This window comes from Bacillus sp. FSL M8-0077, assembly GCF_038050255.1.
Lineage (GTDB): Bacteria > Bacillota > Bacilli > Bacillales > Bacillaceae > Bacillus > Bacillus altitudinis.
The window spans coordinates 2,416,600-2,430,449 of the sequence record NZ_JBBPAF010000001.1; the positions used below are offsets into that span (position 1 = coordinate 2,416,600).

Genomic DNA, 13,850 nt, shown 5'->3' on the forward strand with positions numbered 1-13,850 from the left:
ACTCGCTTTATTTTTTCGCTATTATGCTAACCCAATCTTCCATTGACAGCACTTCAACAATCTCAAAACCGGCTTCTTCTAAAGCAGTTTTGACTTGTAATTTCTTTTGTCCGATAATGCCTGATGTAATAAAGTAACCGTCTTTCTTCAATAGATCATACGCTTGATCTGTAAAGCGCATGATGACCTCTGCAAGGATGTTGGCCACAATCACATCGCGTTCACCTGAAATCCCATCAAGTAAATTGTTTTGTTTTACCGTTACTTGCTCGCTCACACCATTTAATTCGATGTTCTGCTTTGCACTTTCCACTGCAACGGTGTCGAGATCAAATGCATGAATGTCTTTTGCACCGAGCATTGCAGCGGCAACACTTAAAATGCCAGATCCTGTTCCAACGTCAATCACCGTGTCGTTTTCCTTCACATAGCGCTCAAGCGCCTGAATGCAAAGAACCGTTGTTGGATGTGTACCGGTTCCAAATGCCATTCCAGGGTCCATTTCGATGATCAATTCATCAGAATGAACGGGTGTGTACTCTTCCCATGTTGGGACGATGGTAAATTTCTCAGAGATTTTCACAGGATGATAATATTTCTTCCATGCAGTCGCCCATTCTTCTTCGTTTACTTCACAAATTGACAATGTATTTCGTCCAAGGTCAATATCGTATAGAAGAAGATTATTGATGGCTTCTTTGATCTCATCTACCGTTTCCATCAAAAAGCTATTCATCGGAAGGTAGGCTTTGACGATAACCCCTTCCTCAGGATAATCATTCGGATCGAGCTGGTAGATCTCACCGTATACATTTTCACGTTCCTTGACTAAATCAAGCGGGTCCTCAATCACGACACCACTTGCACCTGCTTCATGCAAAATATTGGTGATCGGTTCCACCGCTTCATTTGTTGTATGGACGCTAATTTCTGACCACTTCAATACTACCAACTCCTTATCCGTGTTACTCGCCTTTAAATGCGCGTTTCACCTTATCGAAAAAGCTCATTTCTTGTTCGTCCGGTTTATTTCCGCTCACTTCAGCAAATTTTCTAATGATATCTTTTTGATTTTCAGTTAAATTCGTCGGTGTTACGACGCGTACAACGATATGCTGATCGCCTTGACCATAGCCGCGTACATTTTTTACACCTTTACCTTTAAGTCTAAACTTCGTACCCGTTTGTGTGCCCGCAGGAACTTTTAATTTGACTTTCCCATGTAATGTCGGCACTTCAATTTCATCACCTAGTGCAGCCTGCGCAAAGGTAAGCGGCATTTCGCAGTAGATGTCATCTCCATCTCGTTCGAAGAATTCATGCGCCCTCACATGGAAAACAACAAATAGATCGCCTGGAGGTCCTCCATTTACACCTGGTTCACCTTGACCAGATACTCTAAGCTGCTGACCATCGTCCACACCAGCTGGGATCGTCACATTGATTTTCTTACGCTTACGCACTTTACCAGATCCACCACATGTTGAACACTTATGTTCAATTTGTTTACCAGTTCCGCTACAGTAGTTACATACTCTGCGGTTGACTACTTTACCAAATGGTGTGGATTGCTCGACATTTAGTTGACCTGATCCGCCGCAATGTGAGCATGTCTTCGCCTGTGTTCCAGGTTTTGCACCTGATCCATGACACGTTTCACATGATTCCTCGCGGGGAATCTCGATCGTTGCTTCTTTCCCAAATGCCGCTTCTTCAAATGAAAGGGTCATTGTATATTGAAGGTCCGCTCCTTGACGCGGTGCATTTGGATCTCTTCTTCTGGCTCCGCCGCCAAAAATACTAGAGAAGATGTCATCAAAGCCGCCGAAGCCGCCAAAGTCTCCTCCACCACCAAAGCCGCCGCCACCAAATCCTTGGTTTGGATCGGTGTGACCGAACTGGTCATAATGTGAACGTTTTTGATCGTCAGAAAGGGTTTCATAGGCTTCTTTTACTTCTTTGAATTTCTCATCTGAGCCAGCTTCTTTATTAATATCAGGGTGATACTTTTTTGAAAGCTTGCGGTATGCCTTTTTGATTTCGTCCTTTGAGGCGCTCTTACTCACGCCAAGCACTTCATAGTAATCACGCTTACTCATCTCTTCACACTCCCGATTTTCTCACATAAATACGATTGTATCATTTTAAATTGATCTTTTTCAATTCCTTTTCATCGTTGAAAAGAAAAAAGTCAAAGCCAAGAGATCCTGACTTTGACTTTCTGACGAGTACGTTTCAGCAGTCTTTTTCAAAAGTAAAGGTGATTATTTTTTCTCTTGATCGTCGTTTACTTCTTCGTATTCTGCATCCACTACATTGTCATCTGCTTTTTGAGCACCTTCAGCGCCTTCTTGCTGAGCTTGTGCTTGTTTTGCAGCTTCTTCATAGAGCTTTGTCGTTAATTCTTGAACGATTGTTTGCAGCTCATCTTTTTTCGCTTTGATGTCTTCAAGCTCGCCTTTTTCGATCGCAGCTTTTAGCGCATCTTTTGCATCATTCGCTTTTTTCACTTGCTCTTCATCTATTTTGCCTTCAAGATCTTTTAATGTTTTTTCTGTTGTAAACACTAATTGATCTGCTTCATTGCGCACTTCGATTTCTTCTTTTTTCTTTGCATCTGCTTCAGCATTTTCTTCTGCTTCTTTGACCATTTTTTCGATCTCATCATCAGAAAGACCTGAAGAAGATTTGATTGTGATGTTTTGCTCTTTTCCAGTACCCATATCTTTCGCACGTACGTTGACAATACCGTTTTTATCGATATCAAAAGATACTTCGATTTGTGGTACGCCGCGTGGTGCTGGTGGAATGTCAGTCAATTGGAAACGACCTAATGTTTTGTTGTCTGCTGCCATTGGACGCTCACCTTGCAGGACGTGAATGTCTACAGCAGTTTGGTTGTCAGCAGCCGTTGAGAATACTTGAGATTTACTTGTTGGAATTGTTGTATTACGTTCAATCAGCTTTGTGAATACGCCGCCCATTGTTTCAATTCCTAAAGAAAGTGGTGTGACGTCAAGAAGTACAACGTCTTTGACATCTCCTGTGATAACTCCACCTTGAATTGCTGCACCAAGTGCAACCACTTCATCAGGGTTTACGCCTTTATGAGGCTCTTTACCTGTTTCTTTTTTGATTGCTTCTTGTACTGCAGGAATACGAGTTGATCCACCAACAAGGATAACTTTATCAATCTCGCTAGCAGATAGACCAGCATCTTTCAGTGATTGACGTACAGGTGTCATTGTACGCTCTACAAGCTCAGAAGAAAGCTCTTCAAATTTAGCACGAGTTAATGTTAATTCTAGGTGAAGAGGTCCTGCTTCTCCAGCTGTGATAAATGGCAGTGAAATTTGTGTAGATGATACACCAGAAAGATCTTTTTTCGCTTTTTCAGCAGCATCTTTTAAACGCTGAAGCGCCATTTTATCTTTAGAAAGATCAATACCGTTTTCTTTTTTGAACTCAGCCACTAGATGATCGATGATGACTTGGTCAAAATCGTCTCCACCTAGACGGTTGTCCCCAGCAGTTGAGCGTACTTCAAAGACGCCGTCTCCAAGCTCAAGGACTGATACGTCAAATGTACCGCCACCAAGGTCATATACAAGGATCGTTTGATCTTCATCTGTTTTATCTAAACCATAAGCAAGTGCAGCTGCTGTTGGTTCGTTGATGATACGTTCTACTTCAAGACCAGCAATTTTACCAGCATCTTTTGTTGCTTGGCGCTCTGCATCGTTGAAGTAAGCAGGAACTGTAATAACCGCTTTTGTTACTTCTTCGCCAAGATAGGCTTCAGCGTAAGATTTAAGGTGTTGAAGGATGATTGCAGAGATTTCCTGCGGCGTGTAGTTCTTGCCTTCAACTTCTACTTTATAATCTGTACCCATATGTCTTTTAACAGACATGATGGTGTTCGGGTTTGTAATTGATTGACGTTTCGCTACTTCACCTACTTGGCGCTCTCCATTTTTAAAAGCGACAACAGATGGTGTTGTACGTGCTCCTTCAGCGTTTGCAATAACTTTTGGCTCGCCGCCTTCGAGTACTGCAACACATGAGTTTGTTGTTCCTAAGTCAATACCAATGATTTTACTCATATTCGATGACCTCCCATTATGTAGTTATTGATTTACTTTTACCATTGATGGACGAATAACTCGGTCTTTGAGTTTATAGCCCTTTTGCAATTCTTCTACAACGATGTTTGAATCGTAGTTTTCATCTTCAACTTGCATGACGGCTTGATGAAGGTTTGGATCGAACTCTTTGCCGACAGCTTCAATTGGTTCAACGCCTTCATTTTTCAACGCTTCTACCAGCTGGCGGTAAACCATTTGCATACCTTCTAACAAACTTTTCGTCTGCTCATTGTCTGGATCGATTCCAAGCGCTCTTTCAAAGTTGTCGAGAGCTGGGAGAAGGTCGCTGACAACATGTTGAGAACGATATTTTTGCACGGTCTCCACTTCAGTTCGAGCACGGCGTTTATAGTTTTCAAAATCCGCTTGAACACGCAGAATTTTGTTTTCTTTTTCATCTAAAAGCTGCTGCAATTCATCAATCTTCTCTTGGAAGGCAGACTGTTCATCATGCTTTACTTCCTCAGTTTCTGCTTGAACTGCTTCTTCTTGTGCTTCAACCTCTGCTGCTTGCTCAGGTGTCTGTTTTTCTTCTGACATTGTGTTCACCTCCCTCAAAAGATTCAATTATACGAAGGGGCTGTGCCCCCACCTTTTATCACCCTACTCATCATACAAATTGGAAAGTGCGTTTGACAAGTCTTTTGATACATGATGCAAAAGACTAACGACTCGCCCGTAATCCATACGGGTTGGACCAATGACAGCGATGGAGCCGAGTGGTTTTTGATCAATCGCATAAGTTGCTGTGATTAAACTGCAGTTCTCCATTGCTTCCAAATTGTTTTCTGAACCGATTTTAATAGTGATTCCTTGCTGATTTGGATGAAACAGCTGCATGACATCATTCTTTTGTTCAATCAGCATCATGAGTGAACGAATACGGTCAATGTCATGAAACTCTGGCTGGTTCAACATATTAATCTTCCCGCCAAAGAAAAGTTTTGATTCATTTTGTGTTGAAGTAAATGTGCTACCAAGCGCATCTAAAATATGGTCATAGTCTTTTAAATGCGTGCGAAGAAGCATCACTACTTCTTTATACATCCTGTCCTTCAGTTGATCCATCGGGACTCCGGCTAGGCGGCTGTTTAAAATATTCATCAGCTTCTCAATATCGGAGACATCAAGATGCTCAGAGAAGGTAATGGTTTTGTTTTCAACATGCCCGCTGTCTGTAATCATAATTGCTACCGCTTTATTAGGCTGAACGGGGACAAGCTGAATTTGCTTTAATCGATTTTCACTTAGCTTTGGACCAAGGACAATCGATGTGTAGTTTGTGAGATCTGATAAAATTTCCGCCGATTTTTGAACTGTTTTTTCCAGCTCAAAAATTTTCTCCTGAAAAGCCGACTGGATAAGCACAAGCTCTTTAGATGACAGTTTTCGTGGAGAGAGCAAATGATCTACATAATAACGATATCCTTTTTCGGAAGGAATTCTTCCTGATGAAGAATGGGTCTTTTCAATAAAACCGAGTTCCTCCAAATCAGCCATTTCGTTTCTAATCGTCGCAGAGCTGAATGTAATGTCTTCTTTTTTGGAAAGAGTCCTTGATCCAACTGGCTGCGCCGAACGAATAAAGTCATTAATAATGACTTGTAGAATCAAAAGCTGACGATTTGTTAACATCATCATCACCCCTGTTAGCACTCTCTTTCAACGAGTGCTAATTGTATAAACAAAATTACCAAACTCAAATTAAAATGTCAATTATAACTCACCGAGAAACGCTTGAAATACTTCATTCCCTAACAATTTTCCTTTTCTTGTTAAACGAATGCCAATCTCATCCTGTTCAATGAGACCTTTTTCTGCTAATTCTTCAAGAACGGCGGGAAAGAGTGCTTCTGGTGATGTTCCAAATTTCGCTTGAAAATGAGCACTTTTCACGCCTTCAATTTTCCGCAAACCTAAGAACATTTCTTCTTCGATCTGTTCTGCTTTTGTCACCTGATGCGTTTCCTTATATGGAAACCCTGTTTGTTCAATGAGCTCTAAGTAATGCTTCACTGGTCCAGCGTTCACATTACGGACGCCATCTACATACCCGTGCGCTCCAGCGCCAAAACCAAAGTAATCTTCGTTGCTCCAATAGGTGAGGTTATGCTGGCTTTCAAAACATGGTTTGGCGTAATTGCTAATCTCATATTGTTTGAGTCCGTGCCGCTCCATTTCATCCATGACGAGCTCATACATTTCAGCCTCACGTTCTTGCGGTGGTAAATGCAGTTTCCCTTTTTGCATCAAATTGTAAAAGACCGTCTTCGGCTCGACAATCAGCGAATAAACAGAATAATGTTCTGCACCTAATGAAAAAGCGGTCTCTAGTGAATGCATGACATGATGCTTCTCTTGATGAGGCAAACCAAACATAAGATCAAGACTAATGTTGTCAAACCCAACTGCTCTTGCTCGCTCGAAAGATGTGAGAACATCTTTCTTTTGATGAACCCGTCCGATTTTTTTGAGCAGGTCATCTTCAAATGTTTGAACACCAAAGCTCAGCCGATTAACGCCTGCTGATTTTAAGACATTCAATTTCTCAAGCGATAGTTCGTCTGGGTTTGCTTCTACTGCAAACTCGATTAAGTTTTTGGTTGGTTTTAATACGCGGTGAATGCTGTCCATAAGCTGATCTAGCTGGCTGACTGTCAGTGATGTCGGGGTTCCCCCGCCAATAAAGATCGTCTTTAGTTCTTGCTCCCCTTTTTGATCGATCGTGTGCTGCATTTCTTTTTCAAGAGCGGCTAAGTATTCATCGACCGGCTGGGTTTTAATGAAAAATTTATTAAAATCACAATAGTGACAAATGTGCTCACAAAATGGAATGTGAATGTATGCTGCTTTCATTTGTTGACACCTTCTTTACAGGTAAAGAGCCGCAGTTTATCGCTGCGGCATCTTCGTTTGTTTTCGACTATAAACGTCAAGGCGAGCATTGTAAAGCAGGTTGCCTTGAGGATGTTATTTTTTCGGTGTGCTGTCGTCCATTTTCAGCACGGCCATAAATGCTTCTTGCGGGACTTCTACAGACCCCACTTGCTTCATGCGCTTTTTCCCTTCTTTTTGCTTCTCAAGAAGCTTTCTTTTCCGGGAAATATCTCCACCATAACACTTCGCAAGTACGTTCTTGCGCATTGCTTTAATGGTAGACCGAGCAACAATTTTTTGACCGATCGCTGCCTGAACTGGTACTTCAAAGTGCTGGCGCGGAATCAGTTCTTTTAGCTTTTCTACAATGATCTTTCCGCGTTCATATGCATAATCGCGGTGAACAATAAAGGAAAGCGCATCGATTTTTTCGCCATTGAGCATGATATCCATTTTCACTAGAGTAGATGGGCGATAGCCGATCAGCTCGTAATCAAAGGATGCATACCCTTTTGTATTGGACTTTAATTGATCAAAGAATTCGTATACGATCTCTGCCAGAGGAATTTCGTACACAATGCTCACGCGGTTTGCATCAAGATATTGCATATCAATGAAATTGCCACGCTTTCCTTGGCAAAGCTCCATCACAGAACCAACATAATCATTTGGCACCATCATTGTTGCTTTCACGTATGGCTCTTCAATTCGCTCAATCTTTTGGGGATCAGGCAAATTGGATGGATTATCTACGACGATTTTTTCTCCGTCTGTCATATACACATCGTAAATAACACTTGGCGCTGTCGTAATGAGGTCAATTTTAAATTCACGTTCAATCCGTTCTTGGATGATTTCCATATGAAGCATTCCAAGGAAGCCGCAGCGGAAGCCGAAGCCAAGTGCTTGGGATGTCTCTGCCTCATATTGAAGTGAAGAATCATTTAATTCAAGCTTTTCTAACGCTTCACGCAAGTCGTTATATTTCGCTGTGTCAATTGGATAAAGGCCGCAGTACACCATTGGGTTCAGCTTTCTATATCCAGGCAGAGCTTCTTTCGCAGGGTTTACCGCACTTGTAATCGTATCCCCTACACGTGTATCGCCGACATTTTTAATAGCAGCTGTTAAATAACCAACATCTCCCACAGTGAGTTCGTCTGTTGGCATTGCTTTCGGTGTAAATACGCCGACTTCAAGTACTTCAAATTCTTTACCTGTCGCCATCATCTTAATTTTTTGCCCAGGTTTTACGGTTCCTTCGACGATTCGTATATAAGCAATGACGCCTCGATACGCATCGTAGAGAGAATCAAAAATGAGGGCTTGAAGTGGTGCTTCTGGGTCTCCCGCTGGAGCCGGCACCTTTTCGACGATTTGTTCTAAAATATCCTCGATCCCGATGCCCGCCTTAGCAGAGGTAAGAACAGCTTCAGATGCATCCAACCCGATGACATCTTCAATTTCTTGTCTTACACGTTCAGGCTCTGCACTCGGCAGATCAATTTTGTTAATGATCGGCAAGATTTCTAAGTTGTTATCAAGAGCTAAATAAACATTCGCAAGTGTCTGTGCTTCAATGCCTTGTGCTGCATCCACCACAAGAATTGCACCTTCACAGGCAGCTAGGCTTCGAGATACCTCATAGGTGAAGTCGACATGCCCTGGTGTATCAATCAGGTGCATAATATATTCTTCTCCATCCTTCGCCTGATATTTCAGCTGGACAGAGTTTAATTTGATCGTAATGCCGCGTTCACGCTCTAAGTCCATGGAATCAAGTAATTGTTCTTTCATTTCTCGTTGCGTAATCGCCGCTGTTTTTTCTAAAATACGGTCAGCCAATGTGGATTTTCCATGGTCAATATGGGCGATAATGGAGAAATTTCGAATTCTTGATTGCCGTTCTAATCGTTTTTCTTTATCTGTCACAATCTATCACTCCTACTATAAAACGCGGGTTGCGCTAGGTTAGATTATATCAATAGGGCTGTAAAGATTCAATCGAAATCAAGAAAAGCCGCTCATCGGTTAGCGGCTTTCATGAAAAGGTGTGATATCTTATGAAATAACATCCAACATGATGCTTACAACAGTTTATTTACCATTCACCCAATCATAAAGTGTACGGGCTGCATGCGTCATACCATCTGATAATGCTTTTCCGGCCTTAGAGAAGGCATTAAAGCTCTCCATTTCTTCTAGCTGCTTTTGTTTTTCTGCTAAGTCTTTTTGTGTGACAGCTGTTCCGAGGATAGAAGCTTCTTTTTCTTGATTATCATTCATTTGGACAGTGAAGGCCCCTTTTAATTGCGGATCATGATACCCTTTCATTTGCAGCATGCCATTATTGGCTTGCTGCATTCCTAAAAAGACACCGAATAGCAATACGAGCGATAAAATAATGGTTTTTCCGATAAATGAGCCCATGTCCTCCACCACCTTAAGACCGTTTTTTCTCATCCTTTGCTTTGCCGTCTACCTTTTCTGCGTCCCAGAAAATTTCACTGAACACATCAGCTGCTGCATTGGATGCGTTTTTCAGTTCTTCCATATTATTATCCACACCGCCAAATTCTAATAGGAGGGCTTTGTCAGATAAATCTTGATTATAGATTCCATTATCACCAATTTCTCCTTTGGCAAACACACCGACACTAAGTCCTTTATATTTTTTCTCCATCAAATGGTGAAACTCTGTCGCCAGCTTTAAGTTTTTCTCATAGCTTTGATTCTTCTTCCCTACAACAAACGCAATTCTCGCATATTTCTTGCCTTTGATTTCTACTGTCGTATCTTTCTTTCTTCTTGAATCCCGGTGAATATCGATTAAGTAATCTAAGTCATCATTTTTAGCGAGAGCTTCTTTTACAACCAATCTGGATTCATTATAAGATTGCGGATACTTCAACCCTTTTTTCAGCAGTCTTTTTTCGATTTCTGTTTTATCCACTGTGTTGCCGATTCCTTGCTGATCGAGCGCTTTACCAAACATCTCCCCGACAAGGGTGACGTTCACTTTTGAGTGGCGCGCGTTGTTTGGGTTTGTTTCTCCTTTTAAAAACGGTAAATATGATTCCGTATTATGTGTGTGATAAATGTACACAGCTTTTCGTTTTCCTGTCGACTTGTCCGGCTCTTTTGCAGGCGTTTTCGGTTCATCTTCATCAAGCTTGTCCAGCTCAGCTAGATTTGCTTCTTTTTCATCTTTGATGACTTCACTTGGAGGCGGCGATTCCATTGGCATATTCGTATAGTCTGTACCTTCACCTGCTAGGATGATTTTTGTATCAAAATGTTCAAAGCCTGGCAGCTCTCTTCCTAGAAAACTGCGGGGGTCTTCTAAATTGATACTTGTGGCAAGTTTGAGTGACAGCCCGGAGAAATGAAATCCTTTTTGATCTTCAGGGACTGCTGAGGCAAAATATTGATTTTCCATCCCCATTAGAGTCGCAAAGAACGCCCCTGACAACTCATCTGCCACACCATATAATGATGCTTGAGGCCTAAGCTCCGGTTTTAAAGACGTCAAAGCCCCTGACATGACAAACACAACCACCAGAGAGGCAATAAACAAAAAAATACTCTTCACTACTTTTGTTCCATTAATCGCAACGACCAACTGTCGAGGACGGCGAGGTCTTTTTTTCATGATTTACTCCCTCCAGCACGCTTTCTAGTAATTACACTATGAGCGAGCTAGAGAAAGTAGAACTGTTTAATGATTATAAGAACCCTTGTTGTGTTGAGAGATTTTTTGATGAAGTGCTGTATTTAACCCATTGGCAAGTACGTTCGCCATGTCATCAATGAATGTATCCACTTCCTTCGGTGTGACCATTAGATTTTGCCCAAGCGGCGCAAGTACTTCATGGATCAACTGTCTTTTTTCTTCTTCGGGAAGCGTTCCGACGATTCCTAAAAAGGATTGTCGCGTTTTATCATCTGGCAAATCCTCTTCATTCAGCACTTTTTTCTTCCCAAATGTCAGACCCGCTGGTACTAAAGATCGGGAAGGTCTATCATCTTTCAGTTCTCTACCAAAATGCTTTAACACGTAATCAATCGTGTCACTTGCGATCGTCACTGCATCAACCACTGTCGGTACGCCAATTGCAATGACTGGAATACCCAAGGTCTCTTTGCTTAATTCTTTTCGTTTATTTCCGACACCCGATCCTGGATGTATACCTGTATCAGAAATTTGAATCGTTGTATTCACCCGTTCTACTGCTCGTGCAGCTAGTGCATCAATGGCGATCACAAAATCTGGTTTAGATCGTTCAATGACACCTTGTATAATGTCACTTGTTTCTATACCAGTCAGTCCCATGACACCAGGCGATAATGAAGACACTGGGCGATAGCCTTCCTGCACATTCTCAGGCTGTAATTCAAATAAATGGCGCGTCACCAGCAAATTTTCAACTGTGAGCGGTCCTAAAGCATCAGGCGTGACATTCCAGTTTCCGAGTCCTACAACAAGACAGCTCGCATCTGCCTGAATACCGTGCTCTTTTAAAAACTGAGCAAAATGATGGGCAAAAACTTCGACCACTTTTTCTTGCATCTCAGAGTCTTTCTCCCGAATTCCTTGCGCCTCAAGCGTCAAGTATGTCCCTGCTTTTTTTCCGGTCAGCTCTTGTCCTTCTGTCGTAATCTCCACAGTGCGGATGCGGATGCCGTGCTCTTCCTTCTCCTTCTCAATGATTCCTTGAATACCGTCCTTTTTGACCACATTCGGATCGTTCTCTTGTTCTAGTATCTCTTTTGTTTCAACGGCCAAATCGGTCCGGATTTGATAAGCACTTAAATCGAGTTTCTGTTTCTTCATGAAAAGACTCCTTCCACCAATAGTTAACAGTAGTCTTTCCATCTCTTTCAAGAAACATTCGAGTGCTTCATCAATGAAAAATACTTTACATTTATATTGCATTCTAAAGGTGTGTTTGATAGAATACAATTTGTTCTATTGTGAAGATTTAACCTTAAGACAATTGTGTTTAGGTTGTATCTTAGGAGGTGAAACACATGCCAAATATTAAATCAGCGATCAAACGTACAAAAACGAATAACGAACGCCGTGCACACAACGTAACAATCAAGTCTGCGATGCGTACTGCGATTAAACAAGTTGAAGTTTCTGTAGCTAACAACGATGCTGAGCAAGCAAAAGCTGCTCTTTCTTCTGCTGCAAAACGCATTGACAAAGCCGTTAAAACTGGTCTTGTACACAAAAACGCAGCTGCGCGTTACAAATCAAGACTTGCGAAACAAGTAAACGGACTTTCTGCATAATGTTTGCAACGCCTCAGTGATGAGGCACCTGTTTAACTGTACGTCCGTCCTGAACGGCTCAGCCATAAGGACAGACTGGCAATTATACATCTAAACAAAAACGACCCTCTTTTGAGAAGGTCGTTTTTTTTATGTTCAAGCCCCTAATAACCGCAGCAGGAACAATTCTAATAATAGCTGCTTGTCCTTTTTGCCCGTTTTCATTTCATAATCAATCGTGGAGAGCTCTTTGACGATGTGCTTTAGCTCTTCTTCTGAAAACAGCCTTGCCTGATCCATCGCGAGTTTGACCCGGAATGGGTGGACTTTTAGGTTTGACGCAATTTGTTTTTGCCCGTATCCCTGCTGAGCAAAGTACTTTGTCTGCAATATCAACCGAAATTGATTTGAAATGAGTGCCGATATTTTAATGGGTTCCTCATTTTGCTTTAGGAGATCATAAAACATTTGCATCGCTTCAGACCGGCGCCTGTTCACGATTTGGTTAATCAGTTCAAAAATATTCTGCTCCAAACTTCGTGCAACGAGCTGATTGACATCCGCCAGCTCAATTTCCTCTCGCTGCCCAATATATGTACTTAGCTTCCGAACCTCTTGAAAAAGTGAGGACAGGCTCCCGCCACATAACATGACAAGCTGTTCTGCCGCTTCAGCCGAGATTGTTTTTCCTTCTGTTTTCACTAATGTGATGGTGAAATCCGTTGTTTCTTTCGGATTTAACTCTTTCGCCTCAACCACAGCCGCTTTCTTTTTTAACAATTTGGTGATTTTCTTACGTTCGTCCAGTTTTTCATATGGCGCTAATAACACGAGAATCGTATAGGGTGCTGGCTTTTCTAAATAAGCTTCTAACACAGAAAGCTGATGCTCGATCTTTTCTTTTTTCTTTTCTGCTGTGAGAAAATAAGGGTTTTTGATTACAACGAGACGCCGCTCTCCCATAAACGGAAATGTTTCTGCGTCCGTCACAGCCTGCTCAAGTGGCACCTCTTCCATATCGAAGACAGAGTAGTTAAAATCCTTTGTTTCTTCATCGACCACAGCTTGTCTCAATTTAGCAGCTGTCTCTTGAAGTAAATACGTTTCTTTTCCATATAAGCAATAAACGGGATGGATATCCCCTTTTTTTAAATTGTTCCATACCTCAAAGACCATTCGCTTAAATCCCTCTCTTTCACTTCCTCCTCTATCCTAAAGTGTGTAGAGACATTAGTAAAGAGGAAGCTGAAAGTGCCGCCTCCTCATTTATAGTAAACGTCTCACGTAAGCTCCCGGGTCAGCTTACAGTCAGACGATATTCACAAAATGATCATGAAAATGGAAAACGGTTACTTTACCTTCTAGCAATTCCAAATGAGTTCAAGTATACTAAAAATAGCCAGGAGGGATGAAAATGAATGAATTTGAAAAGAATGTTCAAAGCAAGCGGAATGATGTGACCGACTCAGCTGTTGGTTTTATCGTCACATTCGGATTTTTCGCCTCAATGTTTATTTTGGCAACAGTTATACACCTCGTTGGATCTTAACT

At 41.7% G+C, this 13,850-nt stretch carries 13 protein-coding genes; 2 read left to right on the forward strand and 11 right to left on the reverse strand.

The window, feature by feature from the left end; translation table 11 throughout:
• Positions 1 to 7 precede the first annotated feature (7 nt).
• The 10 genes from prmA to gpr all read right to left on the reverse strand — a co-directional run bounded on the left by prmA (position 8) and on the right by gpr (position 11,856).
• Positions 8 to 943 (reverse strand): 50S ribosomal protein L11 methyltransferase, encoded by a 936-nt coding sequence (prmA, locus tag NST57_RS12465; protein WP_017358022.1) that lies wholly within the window; start codon positions 941 to 943, stop codon positions 8 to 10.
• Between the two features lie 22 nt (positions 944 to 965).
• Complete coding sequence (gene dnaJ / locus NST57_RS12470; protein WP_017367628.1) at positions 966 to 2,099, reverse strand: molecular chaperone DnaJ; 1,134 nt, start codon at positions 2,097 to 2,099, stop codon at positions 966 to 968.
• A gap of 165 nt (positions 2,100 to 2,264) precedes the next feature.
• Positions 2,265 to 4,103 carry a molecular chaperone DnaK gene (gene dnaK, locus NST57_RS12475; protein WP_076822238.1) on the reverse strand — a complete coding sequence of 613 codons (1,839 nt, stop codon included), beginning with the start codon at positions 4,101 to 4,103 and terminating at the stop codon, positions 2,265 to 2,267.
• A gap of 24 nt (positions 4,104 to 4,127) precedes the next feature.
• Positions 4,128 to 4,685: a nucleotide exchange factor GrpE gene (gene grpE / locus NST57_RS12480; protein WP_008342471.1), complete on the reverse strand. Its 558-nt coding sequence runs from the start codon at positions 4,683 to 4,685 to the stop codon at positions 4,128 to 4,130.
• Between the two features lie 63 nt (positions 4,686 to 4,748).
• Positions 4,749 to 5,780, reverse strand: a complete 1,032-nt coding sequence (gene hrcA, locus NST57_RS12485; RefSeq protein WP_142155527.1) for a heat-inducible transcriptional repressor HrcA — start codon at positions 5,778 to 5,780, stop codon at positions 4,749 to 4,751.
• A gap of 81 nt (positions 5,781 to 5,861) precedes the next feature.
• Positions 5,862 to 7,001 (reverse strand): radical SAM family heme chaperone HemW, encoded by a 1,140-nt coding sequence (gene hemW, locus NST57_RS12490; RefSeq protein WP_142155528.1) that lies wholly within the window; start codon positions 6,999 to 7,001, stop codon positions 5,862 to 5,864.
• Positions 7,002 to 7,115: 114 nt separating this feature from the next.
• The gene (gene lepA, locus NST57_RS12495) at positions 7,116 to 8,954 is read right to left on the reverse strand and encodes a translation elongation factor 4 (protein WP_008342476.1); all 1,839 of its coding nucleotides are present in this window, start codon (positions 8,952 to 8,954) and stop codon (positions 7,116 to 7,118) included.
• 165 nt (positions 8,955 to 9,119) lie between these two features.
• Positions 9,120 to 9,452: a DUF3679 domain-containing protein gene (locus NST57_RS12500; protein ID WP_142155529.1), complete on the reverse strand. Its 333-nt coding sequence runs from the start codon at positions 9,450 to 9,452 to the stop codon at positions 9,120 to 9,122.
• A 13-nt stretch (positions 9,453 to 9,465) separates the two neighbouring features.
• Entirely contained in the window at positions 9,466 to 10,674 is a 1,209-nt protein-coding gene (locus tag NST57_RS12505) for a stage II sporulation protein P (RefSeq protein WP_142155530.1), read from the reverse strand.
• A gap of 66 nt (positions 10,675 to 10,740) precedes the next feature.
• Entirely contained in the window at positions 10,741 to 11,856 is a 1,116-nt protein-coding gene (gpr, locus tag NST57_RS12510) for a GPR endopeptidase (protein WP_341298627.1), read from the reverse strand.
• Positions 11,857 to 12,053: 197 nt separating this feature from the next.
• Here gpr and rpsT point away from each other — a divergent pair, with 197 nt between their 5' ends.
• Positions 12,054 to 12,320, forward strand: coding sequence for a 30S ribosomal protein S20 (gene rpsT, locus NST57_RS12515; protein ID WP_003217506.1), 267 nt, complete (start codon positions 12,054 to 12,056; stop codon positions 12,318 to 12,320).
• Between the two features lie 135 nt (positions 12,321 to 12,455).
• On the opposite strand, the gene holA is transcribed toward rpsT, so the two are convergent.
• Positions 12,456 to 13,475, reverse strand: a complete 1,020-nt coding sequence (gene holA, locus NST57_RS12520; RefSeq protein ID WP_142155532.1) for a DNA polymerase III subunit delta — start codon at positions 13,473 to 13,475, stop codon at positions 12,456 to 12,458.
• A 238-nt stretch (positions 13,476 to 13,713) separates the two neighbouring features.
• Between holA and NST57_RS12525 the strand changes: the two genes are divergently transcribed.
• Positions 13,714 to 13,848, forward strand: coding sequence for a YqzM family protein (locus NST57_RS12525; RefSeq protein ID WP_008342491.1), 135 nt, complete (start codon positions 13,714 to 13,716; stop codon positions 13,846 to 13,848).
• Positions 13,849 to 13,850 lie beyond the last annotated feature (2 nt).

Coding starts and splice junctions, on each gene's coding strand:
- hrcA (WP_142155527.1), bottom strand. CDS start 5,780: ATGTTAACAAATCGTCAGCTTTTGATTCTACAAGTCATTATTAATGAC.
- NST57_RS12500 (WP_142155529.1), bottom strand. CDS start 9,452: ATGGGCTCATTTATCGGAAAAACCATTATTTTATCGCTCGTATTGCTA.
- dnaK (WP_076822238.1), bottom strand. CDS start 4,103: ATGAGTAAAATCATTGGTATTGACTTAGGAACAACAAACTCATGTGTT.
- hemW (WP_142155528.1), bottom strand. CDS start 7,001: ATGAAAGCAGCATACATTCACATTCCATTTTGTGAGCACATTTGTCAC.
- holA (WP_142155532.1), bottom strand. CDS start 13,475: ATGGTCTTTGAGGTATGGAACAATTTAAAAAAAGGGGATATCCATCCC.
- NST57_RS12505 (WP_142155530.1), bottom strand. CDS start 10,674: ATGAAAAAAAGACCTCGCCGTCCTCGACAGTTGGTCGTTGCGATTAAT.
- gpr (WP_341298627.1), bottom strand. CDS start 11,856: ATGAAGAAACAGAAACTCGATTTAAGTGCTTATCAAATCCGGACCGAT.
- rpsT (WP_003217506.1), top strand. CDS start 12,054: ATGCCAAATATTAAATCAGCGATCAAACGTACAAAAACGAATAACGAA.
- dnaJ (WP_017367628.1), bottom strand. CDS start 2,099: ATGAGTAAGCGTGATTACTATGAAGTGCTTGGCGTGAGTAAGAGCGCC.
- NST57_RS12525 (WP_008342491.1), top strand. CDS start 13,714: ATGAATGAATTTGAAAAGAATGTTCAAAGCAAGCGGAATGATGTGACC.
- grpE (WP_008342471.1), bottom strand. CDS start 4,685: ATGTCAGAAGAAAAACAGACACCTGAGCAAGCAGCAGAGGTTGAAGCA.